The sequence below is a fragment of the Phenylobacterium ferrooxidans genome, from assembly GCF_042714595.1.
GTDB classification, from domain to species: Bacteria; Pseudomonadota; Alphaproteobacteria; order Caulobacterales; family Caulobacteraceae; genus Phenylobacterium; species Phenylobacterium ferrooxidans.
Window position 1 is genome coordinate 1 of sequence record NZ_JAOTJD010000029.1, and the last position, 17,442, is coordinate 17,442.

15 protein-coding genes are annotated in these 17,442 nt (G+C 70.1%); 7 read left to right on the plus strand and 8 right to left on the minus strand.

The window, feature by feature from the left end:
* The 6 genes from addA to OCL97_RS14765 form a co-directional block, all read right to left on the minus strand.
* A partial coding sequence (addA, locus tag OCL97_RS14740; RefSeq protein WP_377370677.1) for a double-strand break repair helicase AddA occupies nucleotides 1-2,944 on the minus strand: 2,944 nt, incomplete at its 3' end.
* Entirely contained in the window at nucleotides 2,941-5,976 is a 3,036-nt protein-coding gene (gene addB / locus OCL97_RS14745) for a double-strand break repair protein AddB (RefSeq protein ID WP_377370678.1), read from the minus strand. The genes addA and addB, both read right to left, overlap by 4 nt.
* On the minus strand, nucleotides 5,973-6,689 hold the full coding sequence (locus OCL97_RS14750; RefSeq protein WP_377370680.1) for a nucleotidyltransferase family protein: 717 nt from the start codon (nucleotides 6,687-6,689) through the stop codon (nucleotides 5,973-5,975). Before OCL97_RS14750 ends, addB begins: the two co-directional genes overlap by 4 nt.
* Nucleotides 6,686-7,783: an N-acetylmuramate/N-acetylglucosamine kinase AmgK gene (gene amgK / locus OCL97_RS14755; protein ID WP_377370681.1), complete on the minus strand. Its 1,098-nt coding sequence runs from the start codon at nucleotides 7,781-7,783 to the stop codon at nucleotides 6,686-6,688. Before amgK ends, OCL97_RS14750 begins: the two co-directional genes overlap by 4 nt.
* A complete protein-coding gene (gene tsaE, locus OCL97_RS14760) occupies nucleotides 7,761-8,228 on the minus strand; it encodes a tRNA (adenosine(37)-N6)-threonylcarbamoyltransferase complex ATPase subunit type 1 TsaE (RefSeq protein ID WP_377370682.1) in 468 nt (155 codons plus the stop codon). Before tsaE ends, amgK begins: the two co-directional genes overlap by 23 nt.
* Nucleotides 8,225-9,097, minus strand: a complete 873-nt coding sequence (locus OCL97_RS14765) for a 1-acyl-sn-glycerol-3-phosphate acyltransferase (RefSeq protein WP_304776370.1) — start codon at nucleotides 9,095-9,097, stop codon at nucleotides 8,225-8,227. The genes tsaE and OCL97_RS14765 overlap by 4 nt, the downstream gene beginning before the upstream one ends.
* A 153-nt stretch (nucleotides 9,098-9,250) precedes the next feature.
* Between OCL97_RS14765 and OCL97_RS14770 the strand changes: the two genes are divergently transcribed.
* Both OCL97_RS14770 and OCL97_RS14775 read left to right on the plus strand, forming a co-directional pair.
* On the plus strand, nucleotides 9,251-10,762 hold the full coding sequence (locus tag OCL97_RS14770; RefSeq protein ID WP_377370683.1) for a CoA-acylating methylmalonate-semialdehyde dehydrogenase: 1,512 nt from the start codon (nucleotides 9,251-9,253) through the stop codon (nucleotides 10,760-10,762).
* 49 nt (nucleotides 10,763-10,811) lie between these two features.
* Entirely contained in the window at nucleotides 10,812-11,516 is a 705-nt protein-coding gene (locus OCL97_RS14775) for a hypothetical protein (protein ID WP_377370684.1), read from the plus strand.
* On the opposite strand, the gene OCL97_RS14780 is transcribed toward OCL97_RS14775, so the two are convergent.
* Entirely contained in the window at nucleotides 11,500-11,703 is a 204-nt protein-coding gene (locus OCL97_RS14780) for a hypothetical protein (RefSeq protein WP_377370685.1), read from the minus strand. The genes OCL97_RS14775 and OCL97_RS14780 overlap by 17 nt on opposite strands.
* Nucleotides 11,704-11,798: 95 nt before the next feature.
* Between OCL97_RS14780 and zapE the strand changes: the two genes are divergently transcribed.
* Nucleotides 11,799-12,920 (plus strand): cell division protein ZapE, encoded by a 1,122-nt coding sequence (gene zapE, locus OCL97_RS14785; protein ID WP_377370686.1) that lies wholly within the window; start codon nucleotides 11,799-11,801, stop codon nucleotides 12,918-12,920.
* Here the strand turns inward: zapE and OCL97_RS14790 are convergent.
* Complete coding sequence (locus OCL97_RS14790; protein ID WP_377370687.1) at nucleotides 12,917-13,798, minus strand: LysR substrate-binding domain-containing protein; 882 nt, start codon at nucleotides 13,796-13,798, stop codon at nucleotides 12,917-12,919. The two genes, zapE and OCL97_RS14790, sit on opposite strands and share 4 nt — an antisense overlap.
* A gap of 204 nt (nucleotides 13,799-14,002) precedes the next feature.
* Between OCL97_RS14790 and sdhC the strand changes: the two genes are divergently transcribed.
* From sdhC to OCL97_RS14810, 4 genes are read left to right on the plus strand one after another with little or no spacing between them, the layout of a single operon-like run.
* Nucleotides 14,003-14,410, plus strand: a complete 408-nt coding sequence (gene sdhC, locus OCL97_RS14795) for a succinate dehydrogenase, cytochrome b556 subunit (RefSeq protein ID WP_377370688.1) — start codon at nucleotides 14,003-14,005, stop codon at nucleotides 14,408-14,410.
* Nucleotides 14,410-14,796 (plus strand): succinate dehydrogenase, hydrophobic membrane anchor protein, encoded by a 387-nt coding sequence (sdhD, locus tag OCL97_RS14800; protein ID WP_377370689.1) that lies wholly within the window; start codon nucleotides 14,410-14,412, stop codon nucleotides 14,794-14,796. Before sdhC ends, sdhD begins: the two co-directional genes overlap by 1 nt.
* A gap of 8 nt (nucleotides 14,797-14,804) precedes the next feature.
* Nucleotides 14,805-16,592 (plus strand): succinate dehydrogenase flavoprotein subunit, encoded by a 1,788-nt coding sequence (gene sdhA, locus OCL97_RS14805; RefSeq protein WP_377370690.1) that lies wholly within the window; start codon nucleotides 14,805-14,807, stop codon nucleotides 16,590-16,592.
* A 46-nt stretch (nucleotides 16,593-16,638) separates the two neighbouring features.
* The gene (locus OCL97_RS14810) at nucleotides 16,639-17,421 is read left to right on the plus strand and encodes a succinate dehydrogenase iron-sulfur subunit (protein WP_377370691.1); all 783 of its coding nucleotides are present in this window, start codon (nucleotides 16,639-16,641) and stop codon (nucleotides 17,419-17,421) included.
* Nucleotides 17,422-17,442: the final 21 nt, after the last annotated feature.

A 17,442-nucleotide genomic window follows, 5' to 3' on the forward strand; every position in this document is an offset into this window, starting at 1 on the left:
AGGCGGCCGGAGTGGCGGCGTCCTCCCCCAGCTGTGACGGCGAGGCGTAGCGGGCGTGGGGTTCGGCCGCCGCCTCTGCCCGGGTCCAGGACGGGGCGGCGGTCGCGGCAACGGCGGCGTCGGCGGCCCTGCCCAGGGCCACGGGATCGGGGCCGAAGCGCAGGATCTGCAGCTCGCGGCAGGTGGTGGCGCGCTTGTGCGGGCTCACCTCGGCATGGTCGAAGGCCGCCGTGAGCGCCCCCCACCAGCCCTTGAGGTTCTCTTCCTTGGCGTTGGCGGCGACCCGGCCACAGAGCACCAGGCGGTCGCGGGCCCGGGTGAGGGCGACGTAGAGCAGGCGGTAGGCCTCATCCTCCTCGCGGGCGGCGCGGCGTTCGCGGGCGGTGGCCGAGGCCTCGCAGTCGCCCTTGGCCGAAGCGCACCAAAGGAAGCCGCCGTCCGCGGTCTCCAGCAGGGGCGTACCGCGCGCGCCGCGGCTCAGCGTGGTTTCGGGCAGGAAGACGATGGGCGCCTCCAGACCCTTGGCGCCATGGGCGGTCATGACCCGGACGTCGTCGCGGCCGGCCTCCATCTCGCGCTTGACCGTGATGTCCAGGCTGGCGAAGGCGGCGGTCAGGCTCTCCAGGTCCTGGGTCCCCCGACTCTCGGCGGCCAGGACCTGGGCCAGGAATTCGTCCAGGGCGTCTTCGGCCTCGCCGCCGAGGCGGCGCAGCAGGCGCTGGCGCATGGAGCGGCCGGCGGCGTCGCGGGCGCCCAGCAGGCGGGAATAGAACTCGAAGGGCCGCCGCTCGCGGGCCTCCTCCAGCAGGCGCGTCAGCAGGTCGTGAGCCTCTCGCCACTCGGGGCGCTCCTCGGCGCGGGCGGTGAGCGCCTGCCACAGGCTCAGCGGCGCGCGGTTGCGGGCCAGGGCGTAGAGGCTGTCGTCGGTGAGGTCGCAGAACGGGCTGCGCAGCAGGGCCGCCAGGGTCAGGTCGTCGGCGGGGAAGAGGGCGAAGCGGGCGACCGCCACCAGGTCGTCAAAGACGATGTGTTCGGAGAGCGCCAGGCGATCGGCGCCGGCGACCGGAATCTTGGCGTGCTTGAGGGCCCGCAGGATCTCCTCGAACAGAGCCTTGCGGCGGCGCACCAGGATCAGGACGTCGCCGGGGCGGGCGGGGCGCCACTCGCCCCTCTCGCCCAGGCCCTTGTCGAACACCCCGTCGCCGCGGGCCAGCAGGTCTCCGATCTCGCAGGCGATGCGGGCGGCCAGGCGCTTGTTGGCGCTGGCCTCGGTCTCCTGGTCGAGGGGGGCGTCCCAGGCCTCGCGGACGTCGCCCTTCTCCTCCCGCTCCAGGGGCCAGATGTCGACGCAGCCGGCGTGATCGACCCGGCGCGCCTTGTGGGTGATGGGCTCGGCCAGGGCGCGCGGCAGGATGGCGGTGGCCAGCTCCGGCGAGGAGAAGGTCGCGTCGACGAAGGTGAGCACCTGGGGGGTCGAGCGCCAGGAATCCAGCAGATCCACCTTCTCGAAGCGGAAGCCGGCGCCGGTGGCGCGGTCCCTGTGGAACTCGAACTGCTCCATCAGCAACTCGGGCCGGGCGCCCTGGAAGGAGTAGATCGACTGCTTCTCGTCGCCCACCACGAACATGTTGCGCTCCAGCCGGGTGGCGGTGGGGACGCCGGCGCCGGAGAAGAATTCGCCGGCCAGGGAGCGGACGATGGCCCACTGGTCCGGCGCGGTGTCCTGGGCCTCGTCCACCAGGATGTGGTCGATGCCGCCGTCCAGCTTGTAGAGCACCCAGGCCGCCGCCGGGCTCTCGGCCACCAGGTCCCGCGTCTTTTCGATGAGGTCGGAGAAATCCAGCGCGCCGTAGGACGCCTTCTCCATGGCGTAGGCGGTGAGGTAGGCGTTGGCGAGGATCAGGGCCCCCTGGGTATCCACGGCCACCTGGGCGGCGCGGCGCCAGGCGCGGGCCTCCTCCAGGGCTTCCTGGTCGGCAAGCAGGCCAGCGCGCAGGGGTTCGTGGCTTTTGAGGCCGCTGGTCTTGGCGACCCAGGTGGCCGGCGTCCCCTCGCCCTTGTCGGTGAAGAGGCAGGCAAGGGCGCCGTGGAAGGTCGGCTCGCTGGCGAGGGCCGCGAGGGCCGCGCCGTTCTTGGCGTCGGCCTTGCCGCCCTGGGCCAGGACCTCGGCGGCCTCGCGCCAGGTGCGCAGGTTGAGCGCGGCGATGGCGCGCAGCTCGACGGCCTCGGGATCGACCGGCTCGGGGAAGCCGCAGACCCCCCAAATATCGGCCACGGCGCCCGGCAGGCCGCCATGCTTTTCCAGATAGGCGGCGAGGCGGCCCCGGGCGCTCTCGAAGGCGCCGAACATCGACTGGAAGCTCTGGAAATCCAGGGCCACGGAGAAGCGGGCATAGGCCTCAGCGACCAGCCCCTCGCCCTTGAGCGCCAGGCGGGCCACGGCCTTGCGAGCGGCGTCGGCGATGGCGGCCGAGGCGGCGTCGTCCATCACCCGGAAGCCGGGGGAGACGCCGGCCTCCAGCGGGAAGCGGCGCAGCAGCTTCTCGCAGAAGGCGTGGATGGTCTGGATCTTCAGGCCGCCAGGGGTCTCCAGGGCGCGGGCGAAGAGGGCGCGGGCCGCTGACAGGCGCAGGGGGTCATAGTCGCCGATCGGCCGGCCCTCGAGGTCCGACAGGGCCTGGCGCAGGCGGGTGTCGTCGCAGACCGACCAGTCGCCCAGCAGGCCAAACAGCCGGCGCTGCATCTCGGCGGCGGCGGCCTTGGTGTAGGTGACGCAGAGGATGGTGGCGGGCTCGGCGCCGGCCAGCAGCAGGCGGGCGACCCGGTCGATCAGGGTCTTGGTCTTGCCCGAGCCGGCGTTGGCGGTGACGAATGCCGACAGCTCCGGGTCGGCGGCGACACGCTGCGGATCGATCTCGCGGCTGGGGAAGGGAATGATGGTCATTCGCCCTCCTCGTCGCCGCTGGTGGACCATTCGAACACCCGGGCCAGGTGATCATAGTCGCTGATGTGGGTCTTCACGAACTGTGGGGCCGATCGCGACAGGTAGGGCTGGGCCGGGTCGTCGAAGCGGGCGACCAGCTTGCCCAGGCCGTCCAGGGCGGTGCGGGCGGCGGCCTCGCTCTCCTCCCCGGCGGCGGCGCGGGTCTCCTCGCGGCCAGCGGGCTTGCGGCCAGTGACCTCGAGATAGGTCAGGTCGCCGGGCATGGGGCGGCCCAGGGTGGGGAAACCGCCATAGGCCAGGATGGCGGCGGTCAGGGTGAGCTGCGGCGAGAAACCGGTGTCCACGACCTTCTGCGAGGGCGCCTTGCCGGTCTTGTAGTCGAGGATGTGGCCGTAGCCCTCGGGGGAAATCTCGATGCGGTCGGCCCGGGCGTTGACCTTGAAGAGGCCGCCCGGCGCATTGATCTCCAGCTCCCCCTTCAGCTCCACATGGATGGTGCGGCCGTCGGCGCGGCGCCGCCGCTCCAGGTCGGCGACCCATTGCGCAGCCTCGCGGGCGAGGGCGCTTTCGCGGGCCAGGGCCTCGTGGGGCATGCCGGCCTCCTCGAGCGCGGTGACGTACATGGCTTCGAAGATCGCGGCGGCGTCGGACGGCACCTCAACGGGGTGAGCTTCGGCGAAGCGCTCGAAGGCCTTGTGGATGGCGGTGCCGCGGGCGCGGGCCTCCACGGCCTCGTCGGGTCGCTCGAGGGGGTAGAGCCGCAGGATGTCACGGGCCCAGACGGCATAGGGGTCCCGGGTCAGGGCCTCGACACGGGTGACGGCCATATCGCGGGGGCGGTCGGCGACCGGCGGGCGCGGGGCGGGGCGCTTGGCCGGGGTGTAGTCGGTGGCCGCGTCGAGGGACCTCGCCCAGTCCAGGATCTCGGGACGGGTCGGCAGGTCGATGCCGGCGCCGCGCGCCAGGGTCTCAAGCCGCCAGAGCCAGCGGGACTTCACGGCGGGCGCGCCCTCGCGTCGCTCGGAATGCAGCAGGATCACCTCGGGCGCGCAGGCGGCCTGGGCGAAGTCATGGGCGGCCAGGCCCACGCGGCGTTCGGGAGGCGGCAGGCCCAGGGCCTCGCGCATTGGGCGTGACAGGAAGGGGTCCAGGGCCGCGCCCTGGGGCCAGACGCCTTCCTCCAGGCCGGCGACGATCAGGCGGTCGGCGCGGGTCAGGCGGGCCTCGATGGCGCCCAGGATGCGCAGGCGGGGATGGGTGGCGCCGCCCGAGCGGATGCTTTCCCCCGACATCAGCCGGGATAGAAGATCCGCAAAGCCGCGGCGGCTGACGGCCGGCGAGCCGTCGGACTCGCTCATCAGGCCCGAGAGCAGGCGGCCCAGGGCCTCGCCGCCATGGCCGGCCCAGAGGTCGCCGGTGTCGCCGGTCTCGTCGGCGGCCAGGGCCTCCATGGTTTCGGCCAGGGTCCGGGCGGCCTCGGCGGGACGGGCCTCGTCGTCGGTGTAGGGCGCCTGCAGGCGGGTCAGGGCGTCGCGCAGCTGACCGGCGAAGGCCAGGGCGTCCTCGACGACGCCGGGTTCGATACGAGCGTCCGACGTCTTGCGGCGTAGGTGGGCCTCCAGGGCGGCCCAGGTGGTCTTGCGGGGCCCGCGCAGGCCGTGCAGCTCCAGGGCGGCGCGCCGCCGGTCGAGGGTCTCGAGGTCGGCGCCGAGACGGACCAAGGGATGCTTGGCGATGGCCAGCAGGGTGACCGGGTCCAGGGGATCGTCGGCCGCCTTGGCGACCAGGGCGGCTAGCACCCCGCAGCGGCAGCCGGCCAGGGCCGAGCCCGCCGAGGAGTCCGCGCCCACCCCCCAGCGGGCCAGCTTGGCGGCGACGCGGCGGGCCAGGGTCTGGTCGGGCGCCACCAGGGCGGCGGTCCGGCCGGGAACCTCCAGCGCCTCACGCAGCAGCAGGGCGGCCACTGTGGCGGCCTCTTCCTCTCCCCGGGCGGTGACCACCGACAGACCCTTCAGGCCCTCGGCGATGGGGTCGATTTCCTCGGCCTGGCCCTCGGCGCGCAGGGTCTCGATGACGGTCAGCCAGTCGGCGGTGGCCTCGGCGGGCCGCAGGGCCTCGTTGATCACCCGGCGCCGCCAGCGGCCCGCGGTGTCCAGGGTGTCTGAGGCCGGCCACAGTAGGACGCCGCGGCGGGCGATCCCGGCGCGGGTCAGCAGACGCTTCATGGCGCCTTGAGGGTGTTGTTCGCCCACCTGGGCCCAGGCCTTGTCGGCCAGGCTCTCGTCGAGGCCGGGCAGGATCACCGCGCCCTGGGGGGCGCGGGCGATGACGGTCAGCAGGTCGGCGGTGGCCGGCGCCGTGCCGGTGGAGCCCGCGGCGATGAGAATTCCCTCGGGCGGCCTGCGGTCCCAGGATTCCGCGAGCGCGCGCAGCAGGGCCACCCGGCGCTGGCTGACATCGACGACGCCGAGCTCGTGCAACCGGGCGGGCCAGGCGGTCAGCGCGGTCTCCAGGAACTCCCGGCTGACCCGCCAGTGCTCGGCGAGGTCGGCGCTCACCAGGTCGGCCAGGCCATCCCTGGCGCTGACCTCCTCGATCTGCAGGCTGTCGAGGAAGGAACCGAGCGCGTCGGCCAGTTCCAGGGCGGCCGAGGCGTCCAGCTCGCGCTTCAGTTCCTTTTCGTGGCCCTTCACCAGGGCGATCAGCTCGAAGCGGCGGCGCAGGGGCTCGATGGCGGCGGGCAGGTCGATGGCCAGGTCGCCGGGCTCGAAGGGCGGCTCGCCCTCGTCCAGATCGCCCAGGGGCCTGATCTGCGGCGGCAGGACGGCGCGGCCTCCGGCGGCGGCGATGAAGGCGTCGGCGAGCGCCCGGGCGCCGCGGCGGGTGGGGGTGAGAACCACGGCCTGGGACAGGGCCTCGGGGCCAAGCGGCGACAGGGCGTCAAACAGGCCCCGCGCCAGGTCGTGGACGAAGGGGCGGTGGGCCGGGATGTTGAACCAGCGGGGGCCTTCGCCTGCGAGCAGGGCGATCACGTCAGCCTCGCTTCGGCCTCGTCCCGGGCGGCGGGATCGCCGACGTGCAGCCAGAAGGCGTCCATGGCCACGCCGTGGATGCGGCCCTCGTCCTGCAGCCGCCACCAGATGGGCAGGATGGAGAAGGCCCCCTCCGGCTGATCGTCCAGCAGCTGCGGCTTCATGATCTGGAACCCGACATTGGCCAGCGGCGCGGGGTTGGCGTCTTCGGCCATGTGGATGATGCGCCCGTCGGTTTCCTGGCGGAAGCCGCGGGGCCCCTCCAGGCCGATGCCCTGGTCGCGGGGGACCAGCAGCAGAAGGAGGTCCATCTTCGCCGGGTTCCAGGCCCGCTTCATAGCCTCCAGGGGCGGAACCTCGCCGCCGACCCACAGGGAGTCGATATTGGCCACCAGGATGGGGTCGTCGCCGAGCAGATGGCGGGCGTTCTTGATGCCGCCGCCGGAGTCCAGCAGGGCGGCGCGCTCGTCGGCGATGACCACGCGGGGGTTGGTGCGGCCCGCCAGGTGGGCCTCCATCTGGTCGGCGAAGTGGTGGACATTGACCACGGCCGTCTCGATCCCGGCCTCGTGCAGGCGGTCCAGGACATGGTCGATCAGGGCCTTGCCCTTCACCGTCACCAGGGCCTTGGGCCGGTCATTGGTCAGGGGACGCATGCGGCTGCCGATCCCGGCGGCCAGGACCATCGCCACCTTCGGGCCGGGCGTGCTCATGTGCGCGAGCTCGCGGGCACGTTGGCGTCGAACCAGACCTTGAGGTCGGCCAGGGCCGGATCGGCCAGGCAGGTGTCCAGGTAGCGCCAGAGCCGGGGCATGAAGGCGGCGTAGCGGGGCTTGCCGTCCCGGGTCACCAGCCGGGCGAAGATCCCCAGGATTCGGACGATGTTGAGGGCGCCCAGGGCGTGATAGTCGGCCAGGAACCGCGCCTGGTCCAGCTCGGGGCGGAGCTTGAAGTAGTAATCCAGCGCCGCCTTCTCCCGCTGCGGCGAGACATCGCGCCGGGCGTCGTGCAGCAGCATGGACATGTCCCAGGCCGGGTGGGCGCGAACCGCGTCCTGGAAGTCCAGCAGGCCGACGCGGGCGGCGCCCTGGCGGTCGGGCAGCCAGATCAGGTTCTCGGCGTGGTAGTCGCGATGGCAGAAGACGGACGCGCCCGCCGCGCCACGCGCCCGGATCGGGGCCCAGATCGCGTCCCATTCGGCGATGGCGGCGTCGCTGAAATTGAGTTCGGGCTTCAGCCTCGGCAGCCACTCTGGAAGGATGTCGCCGGCGGTCTTCAGGGCCACCTCGTCATAATCCAGCAGCGGCCATTCGATGCCGGGCGCGGTGAGCGCCTCGGGCGCCGGGGCCTCGTGCAGGCGCACCAGGCCCTCGATGGCGGCGTCGTAGAGCGGCGCCTCGTCCAGGCCGCCCTCGATCAGCACGGCGAACAGGTCGTCGCCGAGGTCTTCCAGCACCGCCAACCCCTGGGCGGCGTCGTGGGCCAGGATGGCCGGCGCCGACAGGCCCTGGGCCTTGAGCCATTCGGCCACGGCGACAAAGGCGTCCACCCGGCCGGCGGCGAGACGCGCCAGGGCATTGTATCCGGCCTTGGCGCGATCGTCCGGCGTGGCCTCAGGATGGCAGGGGGCGGTCTCGGCGTTCGGCGGCTGGTCCATGAAGATCAGGCTGGGCCCGGTGGCGGGATGCAGCCGCTCATAGGCCCGGGTCGAGGCGTCGCCGCTCAGCGGCACGCGGGCGGCGTCACCCCAGCCGTGCCGGTCCAGGAAGGCGGCTTTGATGGCCTCACGATCGGAACTCAAACCCACGTCCTTCCCAGGCGCCGTTGGGGGTCAGGCGGGCCCGGCGGCCCTCCCCCTCGATGGTGATCTCTATATCCAGCCGGTCGGGCGGTAGGCGACCTTCGAGCCGTTCGGGCCATTCGATCAAGGCCGCCCCGTCCTCCAGGGCCTCATCCAGGCCGATCTCATAGGCCTCGTCGGCGCTGGTCAGCCGGTAGAGGTCGAAATGGGCCACCGAAAGGCCCTCGCCCTCATAGAACTGAACCAGGGTGAAGGTGGGGCTGGGCACATCCTCCGTGGGCGTGGTGAGCGCGCGGATGAGGGCTCGGGCCAGGGTGGATTTCCCCGCCCCCAGAGGGCCGGTCAGGCAGAGGGCCTCGCCGACCCGCAGCGCCCCGGCCAGGGCCGCGCCAAGGGCGGAGGTGGCGTCCTCGTCATCCAGGCGGAAGTCGCCGGCCGCCTCCACGATCATGCGAAGGCCCGGTCGGGATGCTGGGGCAGGACGTGCTCGACATAGGCCTTGAGCTGGTCGGTGGCGGTGGTGACGTCCGTATCCAGCCGCTCGGGCCCCACGATGGGGCCGACGGTCAGGTGGAACTGCTGGCCGCGCTTGTTCAGCAGCTCATGGAACAGGGTGATGTCCCTCAGCTCCGGAGAGAAGCGGTGGAAGAAATGGAACAGGGTCGACCAGGGGCCGCTCAGGTGCAGGGGTACGATAGGGGCCTCGTACTTGCGGGCGATGGACAGCGCGCTGCTCATCCAGGGCGACTCGGCCAAGGCTCCGTCCAGGCCTCGTCTGGCCAGGCGTCCGGCCGGGAAGATCACCAGGGGGCGTTCGGCCTCCAGCACCTCGCGGGTCAGGTTGAGGGTGTTGCGTGTCCGTTCGCGGGTGCGTTTCTCCTCGCGCCATTCCACCGGGATCAGCACCTCCCCAAAGGCCTCGGACACCCGGTGAGCGTCGGAATTGGCATAGAAACAGACATCCGGGCGCAGGGCCCGCAGGGCGTCATAGACCGCGACACCGTCGGCGATGCCGGTGGGATGGTTGCAGATCAGCACCAGGCGCCCGGTGCGCGGTACGCGGTCCAGGCCGCGCGCGCTCACCTTCACATCGAGCAGGCGTGACACGTAGTCGAGGGCCTCGCGGCCGCCCATGGGAGCGATGGCGTCGGCCATGGACCGCGCCTTGCGATAGTCCAGCAGGCGATAGAGCAGGGGGCGAAGCAGCGGCCACGCGACCCCGCCCGAGAGCTTGGGCGCGCGCTCGGCGATCAGGGTGTCGACGATGTGGTCGTGGTAGGCCCGCCGCGCCGGCAGGGCTTCGGTGGCGACACTGCTCATGGGGCGCAGGATGCCCTCGCCTGAGCACCCGGTGCAAGGGGCTGGTCTTCCAAGAAGCTCCCCTCCTGGGGGAGCTGTCAGCGAAGCTGACTGAGGGGAGGATCTGTTTCAGAGCCTTTTTGTTTCAAGCGGAAAGGCTCTAGAACTTCGCCCATGCGCGAGATCACACACTTCATCGACGGCGTGCCCGTCGCGGGGACCTCCGGCCGGCATGGCGAGGTCTTCAATCCAAACACCGGCGAGGTGCAGGCCCGGGTGGCGCTCGCCACCCCCGCCGAGCTGGACGCCGCCGTGCAGGCCGCGTTGCGGGCCCAGCCGGCCTGGGCCGCGGTCAATCCGCAGCGCCGGGCGAGGGTGATGTTCGAGTTCAAGCGCCTGGTGGAAGCCCGCATGCAGGAGCTGGCCGAGCTGCTCTCGTCCGAGCACGGCAAGGTGGTGGCCGATAGCAAGGGCGACATCCAGCGTGGCCTTGAGGTCATCGAGTTCGCCTGCGGCATCCCCCACGCCCTGAAGGGCGAATATACCGAGGGCGCGGGACCCGGCATCGACGTCTATTCCATGCGCCAGCCCCTGGGGGTGGCGGCGGGCATCACCCCGTTCAACTTCCCCGGCATGATCCCGATGTGGATGTTCGGCATCGCCATCGCGGTGGGCAACACCTTCATCCTGAAGCCCTCGGAAAAGGACCCGACCCTGCCGGTGCGGCTGGCCGAACTGTTCATGGAGGCCGGCGCGGCCCTGGGCATGGACCTGAAGGGCGTGCTGAACGTGGTGCACGGCGACAAGGTCAGCGTCGACGCCATCCTGACCCATCCCGACATCGCCGCCGTCAGCTTCGTCGGATCCTCGGACATCGCCTCTTACGTCTATTCGACCGGGACCGCGCACGGGAAGCGGGTCCAGGCCATGGGCGGGGCCAAGAACCACGGGATCATCCTGCCCGACGCCGACCTGGACCAGGCGGTGAAGGACATCATCGGGGCGGCCTATGGCTCGGCCGGTGAGCGCTGCATGGCCCTGCCGGTGGTGGTGCCGGTGGGGGCGAAGACCGCGCAGGCGGTGCGCGAGAAGGTGCTGGCCGAGATGGAGACCCTGAAGGTGGGGATCTCGTCGGACACCTCGGCACAGTACGGCCCGGTGGTCACCGCCGCCCACCGCCAGCGGGTGGCCGACTATATCCAGATGGGGGTCGACGAGGGCGCCGAGCTGGTGGCCGACGGCCGCGGCTTCTCCCTGCAGGGCTACGAGCAGGGGTTCTTCATCGGCCCGACCCTGTTTGATCAGGTGAAGCCCACCATGCGCACCTATCAGGAAGAAATCTTCGGGCCGGTCCTGCAGATCGTGCGGGCCGAGACCTTCGAGGAGGCGGTCGAGCTGCCGTCCAGGCACCAGTACGGAAACGGCGTAGCCATCTTCACCCGCAACGGCCGGGCGGCGCGCGAGTTCGCGGCCTCGGTCAATGTGGGCATGGTGGGCATCAATGTGCCCATCCCGGTGCCGGTGGCCTACCACACCTTCGGCGGCTGGAAGCGCAGCGCGTTCGGCGACGCCAACCAGCACGGCATGGAGGGCGTGAAGTTCTACACCAAGGTCAAGACGGTGACGGCCCGGTGGCCCGAGGGCGCCAGCGAGGATTCGGCCTTCGTCATTCCCACCATGCGGTGACACAGTGGGATCGCCGCGGTTATCCTATTCGTAGACTAGGAGTTTGATGATGAGTTTCCGGACCTGGGCGATCCTGTTGCTGGTGGTGGTTCTGGCCGGCGGTGGAGCCTGGGCCTACTGGAACTACGAGCTGCGCTGGCGGCCCCAGACCATCACCAAGCACCAGGCTGAGATCACCAAGATCCTGGAGAGCGCGGGCTGGGCCTCGCCCGGCCTCACCCAGGGCAAGCTCTACATGGTCTCGTTCCGGACCTGCCCCGACTGCCTGCGGTTCAAGAAGGAAGAGTTCCCGGCGCTACACGAGCAGGGGATCGACACCCGGGTCATCGAGATCGCGCGGCGCGACATGAACGGCCTGGCCAAGTCGACTCCGGTGGAGCGGAGCACGGTGGCCGAGCTCTGGATCCGCCATGGCACGCCCAGCGCCTGGGAGCTGATGGAGGCCTGGGAGGCCGTCGTTCCGGCCGCCTGGACCGCGCCCGGCATCGTCCCCGCCGACAGCGACATCGCCCGCAGCGCGGTGATCGAAGCCGGCCGGAAAATGACCGACGACCTGCGCCCCCTGCTGAAGGACAACGGTGTCGCGGTCAGTGAGCCGAACGGCATCCGCTATCCCACCCTGGTGTGGTGGAACGCCAAGGGCGAGATGCGGGCCTGCGCCTGCGAGAAGCGGGAAACCTACCGCTTTGTCCGCAAGGAGCTGGCGCAGGTGGCGAAGAAGGCCGGTGCGTCGGCGGCTACGTCCGGCCGCTGATGATGTCCTTGTTGTGGGCGCGGGTCTTGACCCCGTGCTCGCGGTCGGCGGGCGCGCCGCCGCGGCGGCCGATCCCCTGATGACTGCCTTCGGCTTCCAGATCCTCGGCGATCGCCTCGGCGTCGATCTCTTGGCCCGGGCCGGACTGAGGGGTGTCGGGCGAGAAGCTGCGGGGGTCTTGCGGCATGGAGGTCTCCTTGTGCGTCGCCCAAGTTCAACCCCTGGGGGCGTGACCCTGTTCCCGCTGTTGTGATCCCGAGCGGCGCGGGCTAGGCGGAGGCGATGGCCTCCCTCCTGCAAGCCGCCTACGACGCCCGTCTCGCCTCGGGCGCCCTTCGTCCCGACCCGGCGCAGATGTCGGGCCTGGCCGCGCTCGTTCGGCTGGAGGGGGACCTGGAAGGCTCCGAGCCCTCGGGCCTCACCGCGTTCTTCCGCAAGCCGGAGGCCCAGCGCGGGGTCTATCTCTGGGGGCCGGTGGGGCGTGGCAAGTCCATGCTGATGGACCTGTTCTACGAGGTCGCGCCGGTGGCGAAGAAGCGCCGCACGCACTTCCACGTCTTCATGGGCGAGATCCACCGACTGATCGGGCAATGGCGCTCGGGCGATACGGCGGCCCGCAAGGCCCGCTTCGGCCAGCACAGGGGCGACGACCCGATCCCCGCTGTGGCCGACGTGGTGGCCGAGGGCGCGCGGCTGCTGTGTTTCGACGAGTTCCAGGTCACCGACATCGCCGACGCCATGATCCTCGGGCGGCTGTTCGAGGCCCTGTTCGCCCGCGGCGTGACCCTGGTGGCCACCTCCAACCGGGTCCCGGACGCCCTCTACAAGGACGGCATCAACCGCCAGCTGTTCCTGCCCTTCATCGAGATGATCAAGGGCCGCCTGGACGTGGTGAGCGTGACGGGGAGCCACGACTACCGTCTGGACCGCCTGCGGGCGGCGGGCGTCTGGTTCTCCCCCAACGACCCGGACAACCAGCGCAGCTTCGCGGCCCTGTGGCGCGACATGCTGGGCAACGAGGCCGAAATCGGCGAGACCCTGGAGGTGCTGGGCCGCAAGGTTCACCTCCCCCACGCCGCCGGCGGCATGGTGCGGGCCTCCTTCGCCAGCCTCTGCGCGGTGGCCCTTGGTCCCAATGACTATGTCGCCATCGCCGAGCGCTTCCACACGGTGTTCCTGGAGGACGTGCCGAGGCTGGGGCCCAACCGGCGGGAGGAGGCCAGGCGGCTGGTGATCCTCATCGACGCCCTCTACGAGGCCCACACCCGCCTGATCGTGCTGGCCGAAGCCGACCCCGTCGCCCTCTATCCGCAGGGCGACGGCGCCTTCGAGTTCGAACGCACGGCCTCGCGCCTGCAGGAGATGCGCTCGGCCGACTGGCTGGCGGACAGCGTGGAGAGCTAGGCCCGCAGGCTCCGCACGAGGTCCTGTGCATAGGGCCGCAGGTCAGCGAAGCGGCGGACGCACAGGGTGAGGTCGCGGACGGCCCAGTCGTCCTCCAGCTCGATCACCGAGAGCGGCGTGGTCTTTGCGACGCGCGCGGCGGTGGACTGGGGCACGACGCCCACGCCCACACCGGCCTCCACCAGCCGGCAGACGGCGTCGAAACTGCGGAGCTGGACACGCAGGTTCAGGCCCGAGCCAAGGCGCGCCGCCTTGTCGGCCAGGAAGCGCTGCAGGGCGCTGGTGCGTTCCAGTCCCACCAGGTCGAAGGCCAGCACCTCGGCGAAGGCCACGCGGGCGCGGGACGCCAGCGGGTGGTTCTTTCGCGCCACCACCACGAAGCGGTCGGAGCGGAACGGGAAGGTTTCGAGCCCGCCCACATCCACCGTGCCCGCCACGATGCCGATGTCCCCCACCCCCTCGGCGATGAGGCCGACGATCTCGTCGGAGAGCCGCTCCTCCAGGTCGACCCGGACCTTGGGATTGTCGGCCAGAAAGCGTCCAAGCGCCTCGGGCAGGAATTCGGTCGACGCATTGGTGTTGGCCAACAGGCGGACCTCGCCCGACAGGCCGCCGGCATAGGCGCCCAGGTCTTCCCGGAGGCGGGCCGACTGCTCCAGTATCAGGCGGGCGTGCTTGAGCAGGGTCTGGCCGGCCGGGGTCGGCGCCACCCCCTGGCGGCTGCGGGTCAGCAAGGCCGCGCCAATCTCCTCCTCCATCGCCCGCACGCGGGTGGAGGCGGCGGCCAGGGCGATGTGACTGCGGACGGCGCCATGGGTGATGGAGCCGGCCTCGACGATGTCGGCGAATAGCCTAAGGTCCACCAGATCAAACCGCATCTTCGTCTCCTACGAAGGATGGGTCTAGATAAGACGCATTGTGGGCATTGTGGAAGCCGTTCATCCTTCGCGTTCAGCGAAGCTCCCTAAGGCGTGGCCGATGGTCAGCATCCTGATCCCTGGTCCCCACGCGGCGCCTGGTTTCGTTGACACCGGGCGCCCGGCGCTTAAAAGCGGAGCCGCTTCATCCTCTCGGAAACAGCCATGACAGAGACCACCCCAGGCCCCCGCGCGCGGCCGCTGTCGCCTCACCTGGAGATCTGGCGGTTCCACGCCACCATGGTGGGCTCGATCCTGCACCGCATCACCGGGGTGGGGCTCTATTTCGGCGCCCTGATCCTGGCCGGCTGGGCGGTGTCGCTCGCCGCCGGACCTGACGCCTACCAGGCCTTCATGGAGCTGCTGGGCTCACCCCTGGGGAAGCTGGTGATGTTCGGCCTGACGCTGTCGGTCTTCTACCACCTGGCCAAGGGCGTGCAGCACCTGCTCTGGGACGCTGGCACGGGCTTCCAGCTGCCGATCGCCAACATGGGCGCCATCGCCTGCTACGCCTTCGCCATCGCCGCCAGCCTGGCGGTCTGGGCGATCGCCTGGATGACGGGAGCGCTTTGATGGAAAACTACCGCACCCCCCTGCGCCGCGCCCGCGGCCTTGGCTCGGCCAAGCACGGCGTCGGCCACTGGATCTCCGAGCGGGTCAGCGCCATCGCCCTTGTTCCCCTGGTGCTCTGGGCGGTCTTTGGTGTCATCACCCTCGCGGCCACCGACTACTACGGCGCGGTCGCCTGGATCAGCCAGCCGGTCAACGCGGTGCTGATGGTGCTGCTTGTGGCGATCTCCTTCCTGCACATGCATTCGGGCATGCGGGTCATCGTGGAGGACTACATTCACAAGACCCTCACCAAGTCGGCCCTGCTGCTTCTCAACCTCTTCGTCTGCGGCCTGGCGGGTTCGCTGGCGGTGTTCTCCATCCTCAAGGTCGCGCTGGGAGGCGCTTGATCGGTCCCATGGCGACTTATGAGTTCATCGATCACAAGTTCGACGTCGTCGTCGTGGGGGCCGGTGGGTCTGGCCTGCGCGCGGCCCTGGGCTGCGCCCAGGCCGGCCTGAAGACGGCCTGCATCACCAAGGTCTTCCCGACCCGCTCGCACACCGTGGCGGCCCAGGGCGGCATCTCCGCCAGCCTCGGCAATATGGGCGAGGACGACTGGCGCTGGCACATGTACGACACCGTCAAGGGGTCGGACTGGCTGGGCGACCAGGACGCCATCGAGTACCTCTGCCGCAACGCGCCGGCTGCTGTTTATGAGCTGGAGCACTGGGGCGTGCCCTTCAGCCGCACGCCTGATGGCAAGATCTACCAGCGCGCCTTCGGCGGCATGACCCGCAACTATGGCGAGGCCCCGATCCAGCGCACCTGCGCTGCGGCCGACCGTACCGGCCACGCCATGCTGCACACGATGTATGGCCAGTCGCTTGCGCATAGTACTGAATTCTTTATCGAATATTTCGCGCTCGACCTGATCATGGACGAGGGCGTCTGCCGGGGCGTGACGGCCTGGAAGCTGGATGACGGGACCCTGCACCGGTTCCAGGCCCAGCAGGTGATCCTGGCCACCGGCGGCTACGGCCGGGCCTATTTCTCGGCCACCAGCGCCCACACCTGCACCGGCGACGGCGGCGGCATGGCGCTGCGGGCCGGCCTGCCCCTGCAGGACATGGAGTTCGTGCAGTTCCACCCCACCGGCATCTATGGCGCCGGCTGCCTGATCACGGAGGGCGCGCGGGGCGAGGGCGGCTACCTGACCAATTCCGAGGGCGAGCGGTTCATGGAGCGCTATGCGCCGTCGGTGAAGGACCTGGCGCCCCGCGACATGGTCAGCCGGGCCATGACCATCGAGATCCGCGAAGGCCGGGGGGTTGGTCCCAAGAAAGACCACATCCACCTGCACCTTGATCACCTGGATCCCAAGATCCTGCACCAGCGTTTGCCGGGGATTTCAGAAAGCGCCAAGATCTTCGCAGGTGTTGACGTCACGAAACAGCCAATTCCTGTGCTCCCGACTGTCCATTATAACATGGGTGGTATTCCGACGAACTTCTTCTCGGAAGTGGTGACTCGGGACGGCGACAATCCGGACAAGGTGGTGCCGGGGCTGATGGCGGTGGGTGAGGCGGCGTGCGTTTCGGTGCACGGGGCCAACCGGCTGGGGTCCAACTCCCTGATCGACCTGGTGGTGTTTGGACGCTCGGCGGCGCTGCGGACGGCGGCGACCATCAAGGCCGGCGCGACCCAGCCGGAGCTGAAGAAGACCGAGACCGACGCTCACCTGGCCCGGTTCGACCGGTTCCGGAACGCCTCGGGCGGCACCACGACGGCGGCCCTGCGCCTCGAGATGCAGATGGCCATGCAGGAGGACGCCGCGGTGTTCCGCACCAGCGACAGCCTCGCCTCGGGCGTCAAGCGCCTGGAGGCCGTCCAGGCCAAGCGCGGGGACCTCAAGGTGACGGATAGGGGCCTGGTCTGGAACACCGACCTCATGGAAACCCTGGAGCTGGACAACCTGATCGGCCAGGCGGTGACCACCGTCGTCGGCGCGCACAACCGCACCGAAAGCCGCGGGGCCCATGCCCACGAGGACTTCCCCGACCGTGACGACGGCCAGTGGATGAAGCACACCCTGACCTGGTTCGACGACGCCACGGGCAAGGTGGCCATCGACTACCGGCCGGTGCACGACTTCACCATGACCAATGACATCGCTTACATCCCGCCCAAGGCGCGGGTGTACTGATCTTGCGACGTCCAACGGTGATCCAGATTTCCAAGGAAAGCGTCTGATGGTCCAGCTGACCCTGCCGAAGAACTCCCGCGTCGAAAAGGGCCGCCACCACGCGGCGCCGGCCGGGAGCGGCAAGACCAAGACCTTCAAGGTCTACCGCTACGATCCCGAGGGGACCGAGAACCCGCGGTGGGACACCTATGACGTGGATGTCGACAACTGCGGCCCCATGGTCCTGGACGTCCTGATCCACATCAAGAACACCATCGACCCGACGCTCGCCTTCCGCCGCTCGTGCCGCGAGGGGGTCTGCGGCTCGTGTGCCATGAACATCGGCGGCCGCAACACCCTGGCCTGCACCCACGGCCACGACGAGGTCCCGGGCGCCGACTGCACCATCGCCCCCCTGCCCAGCATGCCGGTGGTCAAGGACCTGGTCCCCGACCTGACCATGTTCTACGCCCAGTACGCCTCCATCGAGCCCTGGCTGCACACCTCCACCCCGGAGCCGCAGAAGGAATGGATCCAGAGCCCGCAGGACCGCGAGAAGCTGGACGGCCTCTATGAGTGCATCCTCTGCGCCTGCTGCACGACCTCGTGCCCCAGCTACTGGTGGAACGGCGACAAGTACCTCGGCCCCGCCACCCTGCTGCACGCCTATCGCTGGCTGATCGACTCCAGAGACGAGGCCACCGGCGAGCGCCTGGACGCCCTGGAGGACCCCTTCAAGCTCTATCGCTGCCATACGATCATGAATTGCGCCCAGGTGTGCCCGAAGGGTCTAAATCCCGCCAAGGCCATCGCCGAGATCAAGAAGACTTTGGCCGAGCGGGTCGTCTGATCATCCGAACTCTGTTCGGTA

What these genes read in the sequence shown, in the direction of transcription:
- OCL97_RS14750 (WP_377370680.1), bottom strand. Translation starts at nt 6,689, where the DNA reads ATGAGCACGCCCGGCCCGAAGGTGGCGATGGTCCTGGCCGCCGGGATC.
- tsaE (WP_377370682.1), bottom strand. Translation starts at nt 8,228, where the DNA reads ATGATCGTGGAGGCGGCCGGCGACTTCCGCCTGGATGACGAGGACGCC.
- OCL97_RS14765 (WP_304776370.1), bottom strand. Translation starts at nt 9,097, where the DNA reads ATGAGCAGTGTCGCCACCGAAGCCCTGCCGGCGCGGCGGGCCTACCAC.
- OCL97_RS14770 (WP_377370683.1), top strand. Translation starts at nt 9,251, where the DNA reads ATGCGCGAGATCACACACTTCATCGACGGCGTGCCCGTCGCGGGGACC.
- OCL97_RS14775 (WP_377370684.1), top strand. Translation starts at nt 10,812, where the DNA reads ATGAGTTTCCGGACCTGGGCGATCCTGTTGCTGGTGGTGGTTCTGGCC.
- OCL97_RS14780 (WP_377370685.1), bottom strand. Translation starts at nt 11,703, where the DNA reads ATGCCGCAAGACCCCCGCAGCTTCTCGCCCGACACCCCTCAGTCCGGC.
- zapE (WP_377370686.1), top strand. Translation starts at nt 11,799, where the DNA reads ATGGCCTCCCTCCTGCAAGCCGCCTACGACGCCCGTCTCGCCTCGGGC.
- OCL97_RS14790 (WP_377370687.1), bottom strand. Translation starts at nt 13,798, where the DNA reads ATGCGGTTTGATCTGGTGGACCTTAGGCTATTCGCCGACATCGTCGAG.
- sdhC (WP_377370688.1), top strand. Translation starts at nt 14,003, where the DNA reads ATGACAGAGACCACCCCAGGCCCCCGCGCGCGGCCGCTGTCGCCTCAC.
- sdhD (WP_377370689.1), top strand. Translation starts at nt 14,410, where the DNA reads ATGGAAAACTACCGCACCCCCCTGCGCCGCGCCCGCGGCCTTGGCTCG.
- sdhA (WP_377370690.1), top strand. Translation starts at nt 14,805, where the DNA reads ATGGCGACTTATGAGTTCATCGATCACAAGTTCGACGTCGTCGTCGTG.
- OCL97_RS14810 (WP_377370691.1), top strand. Translation starts at nt 16,639, where the DNA reads ATGGTCCAGCTGACCCTGCCGAAGAACTCCCGCGTCGAAAAGGGCCGC.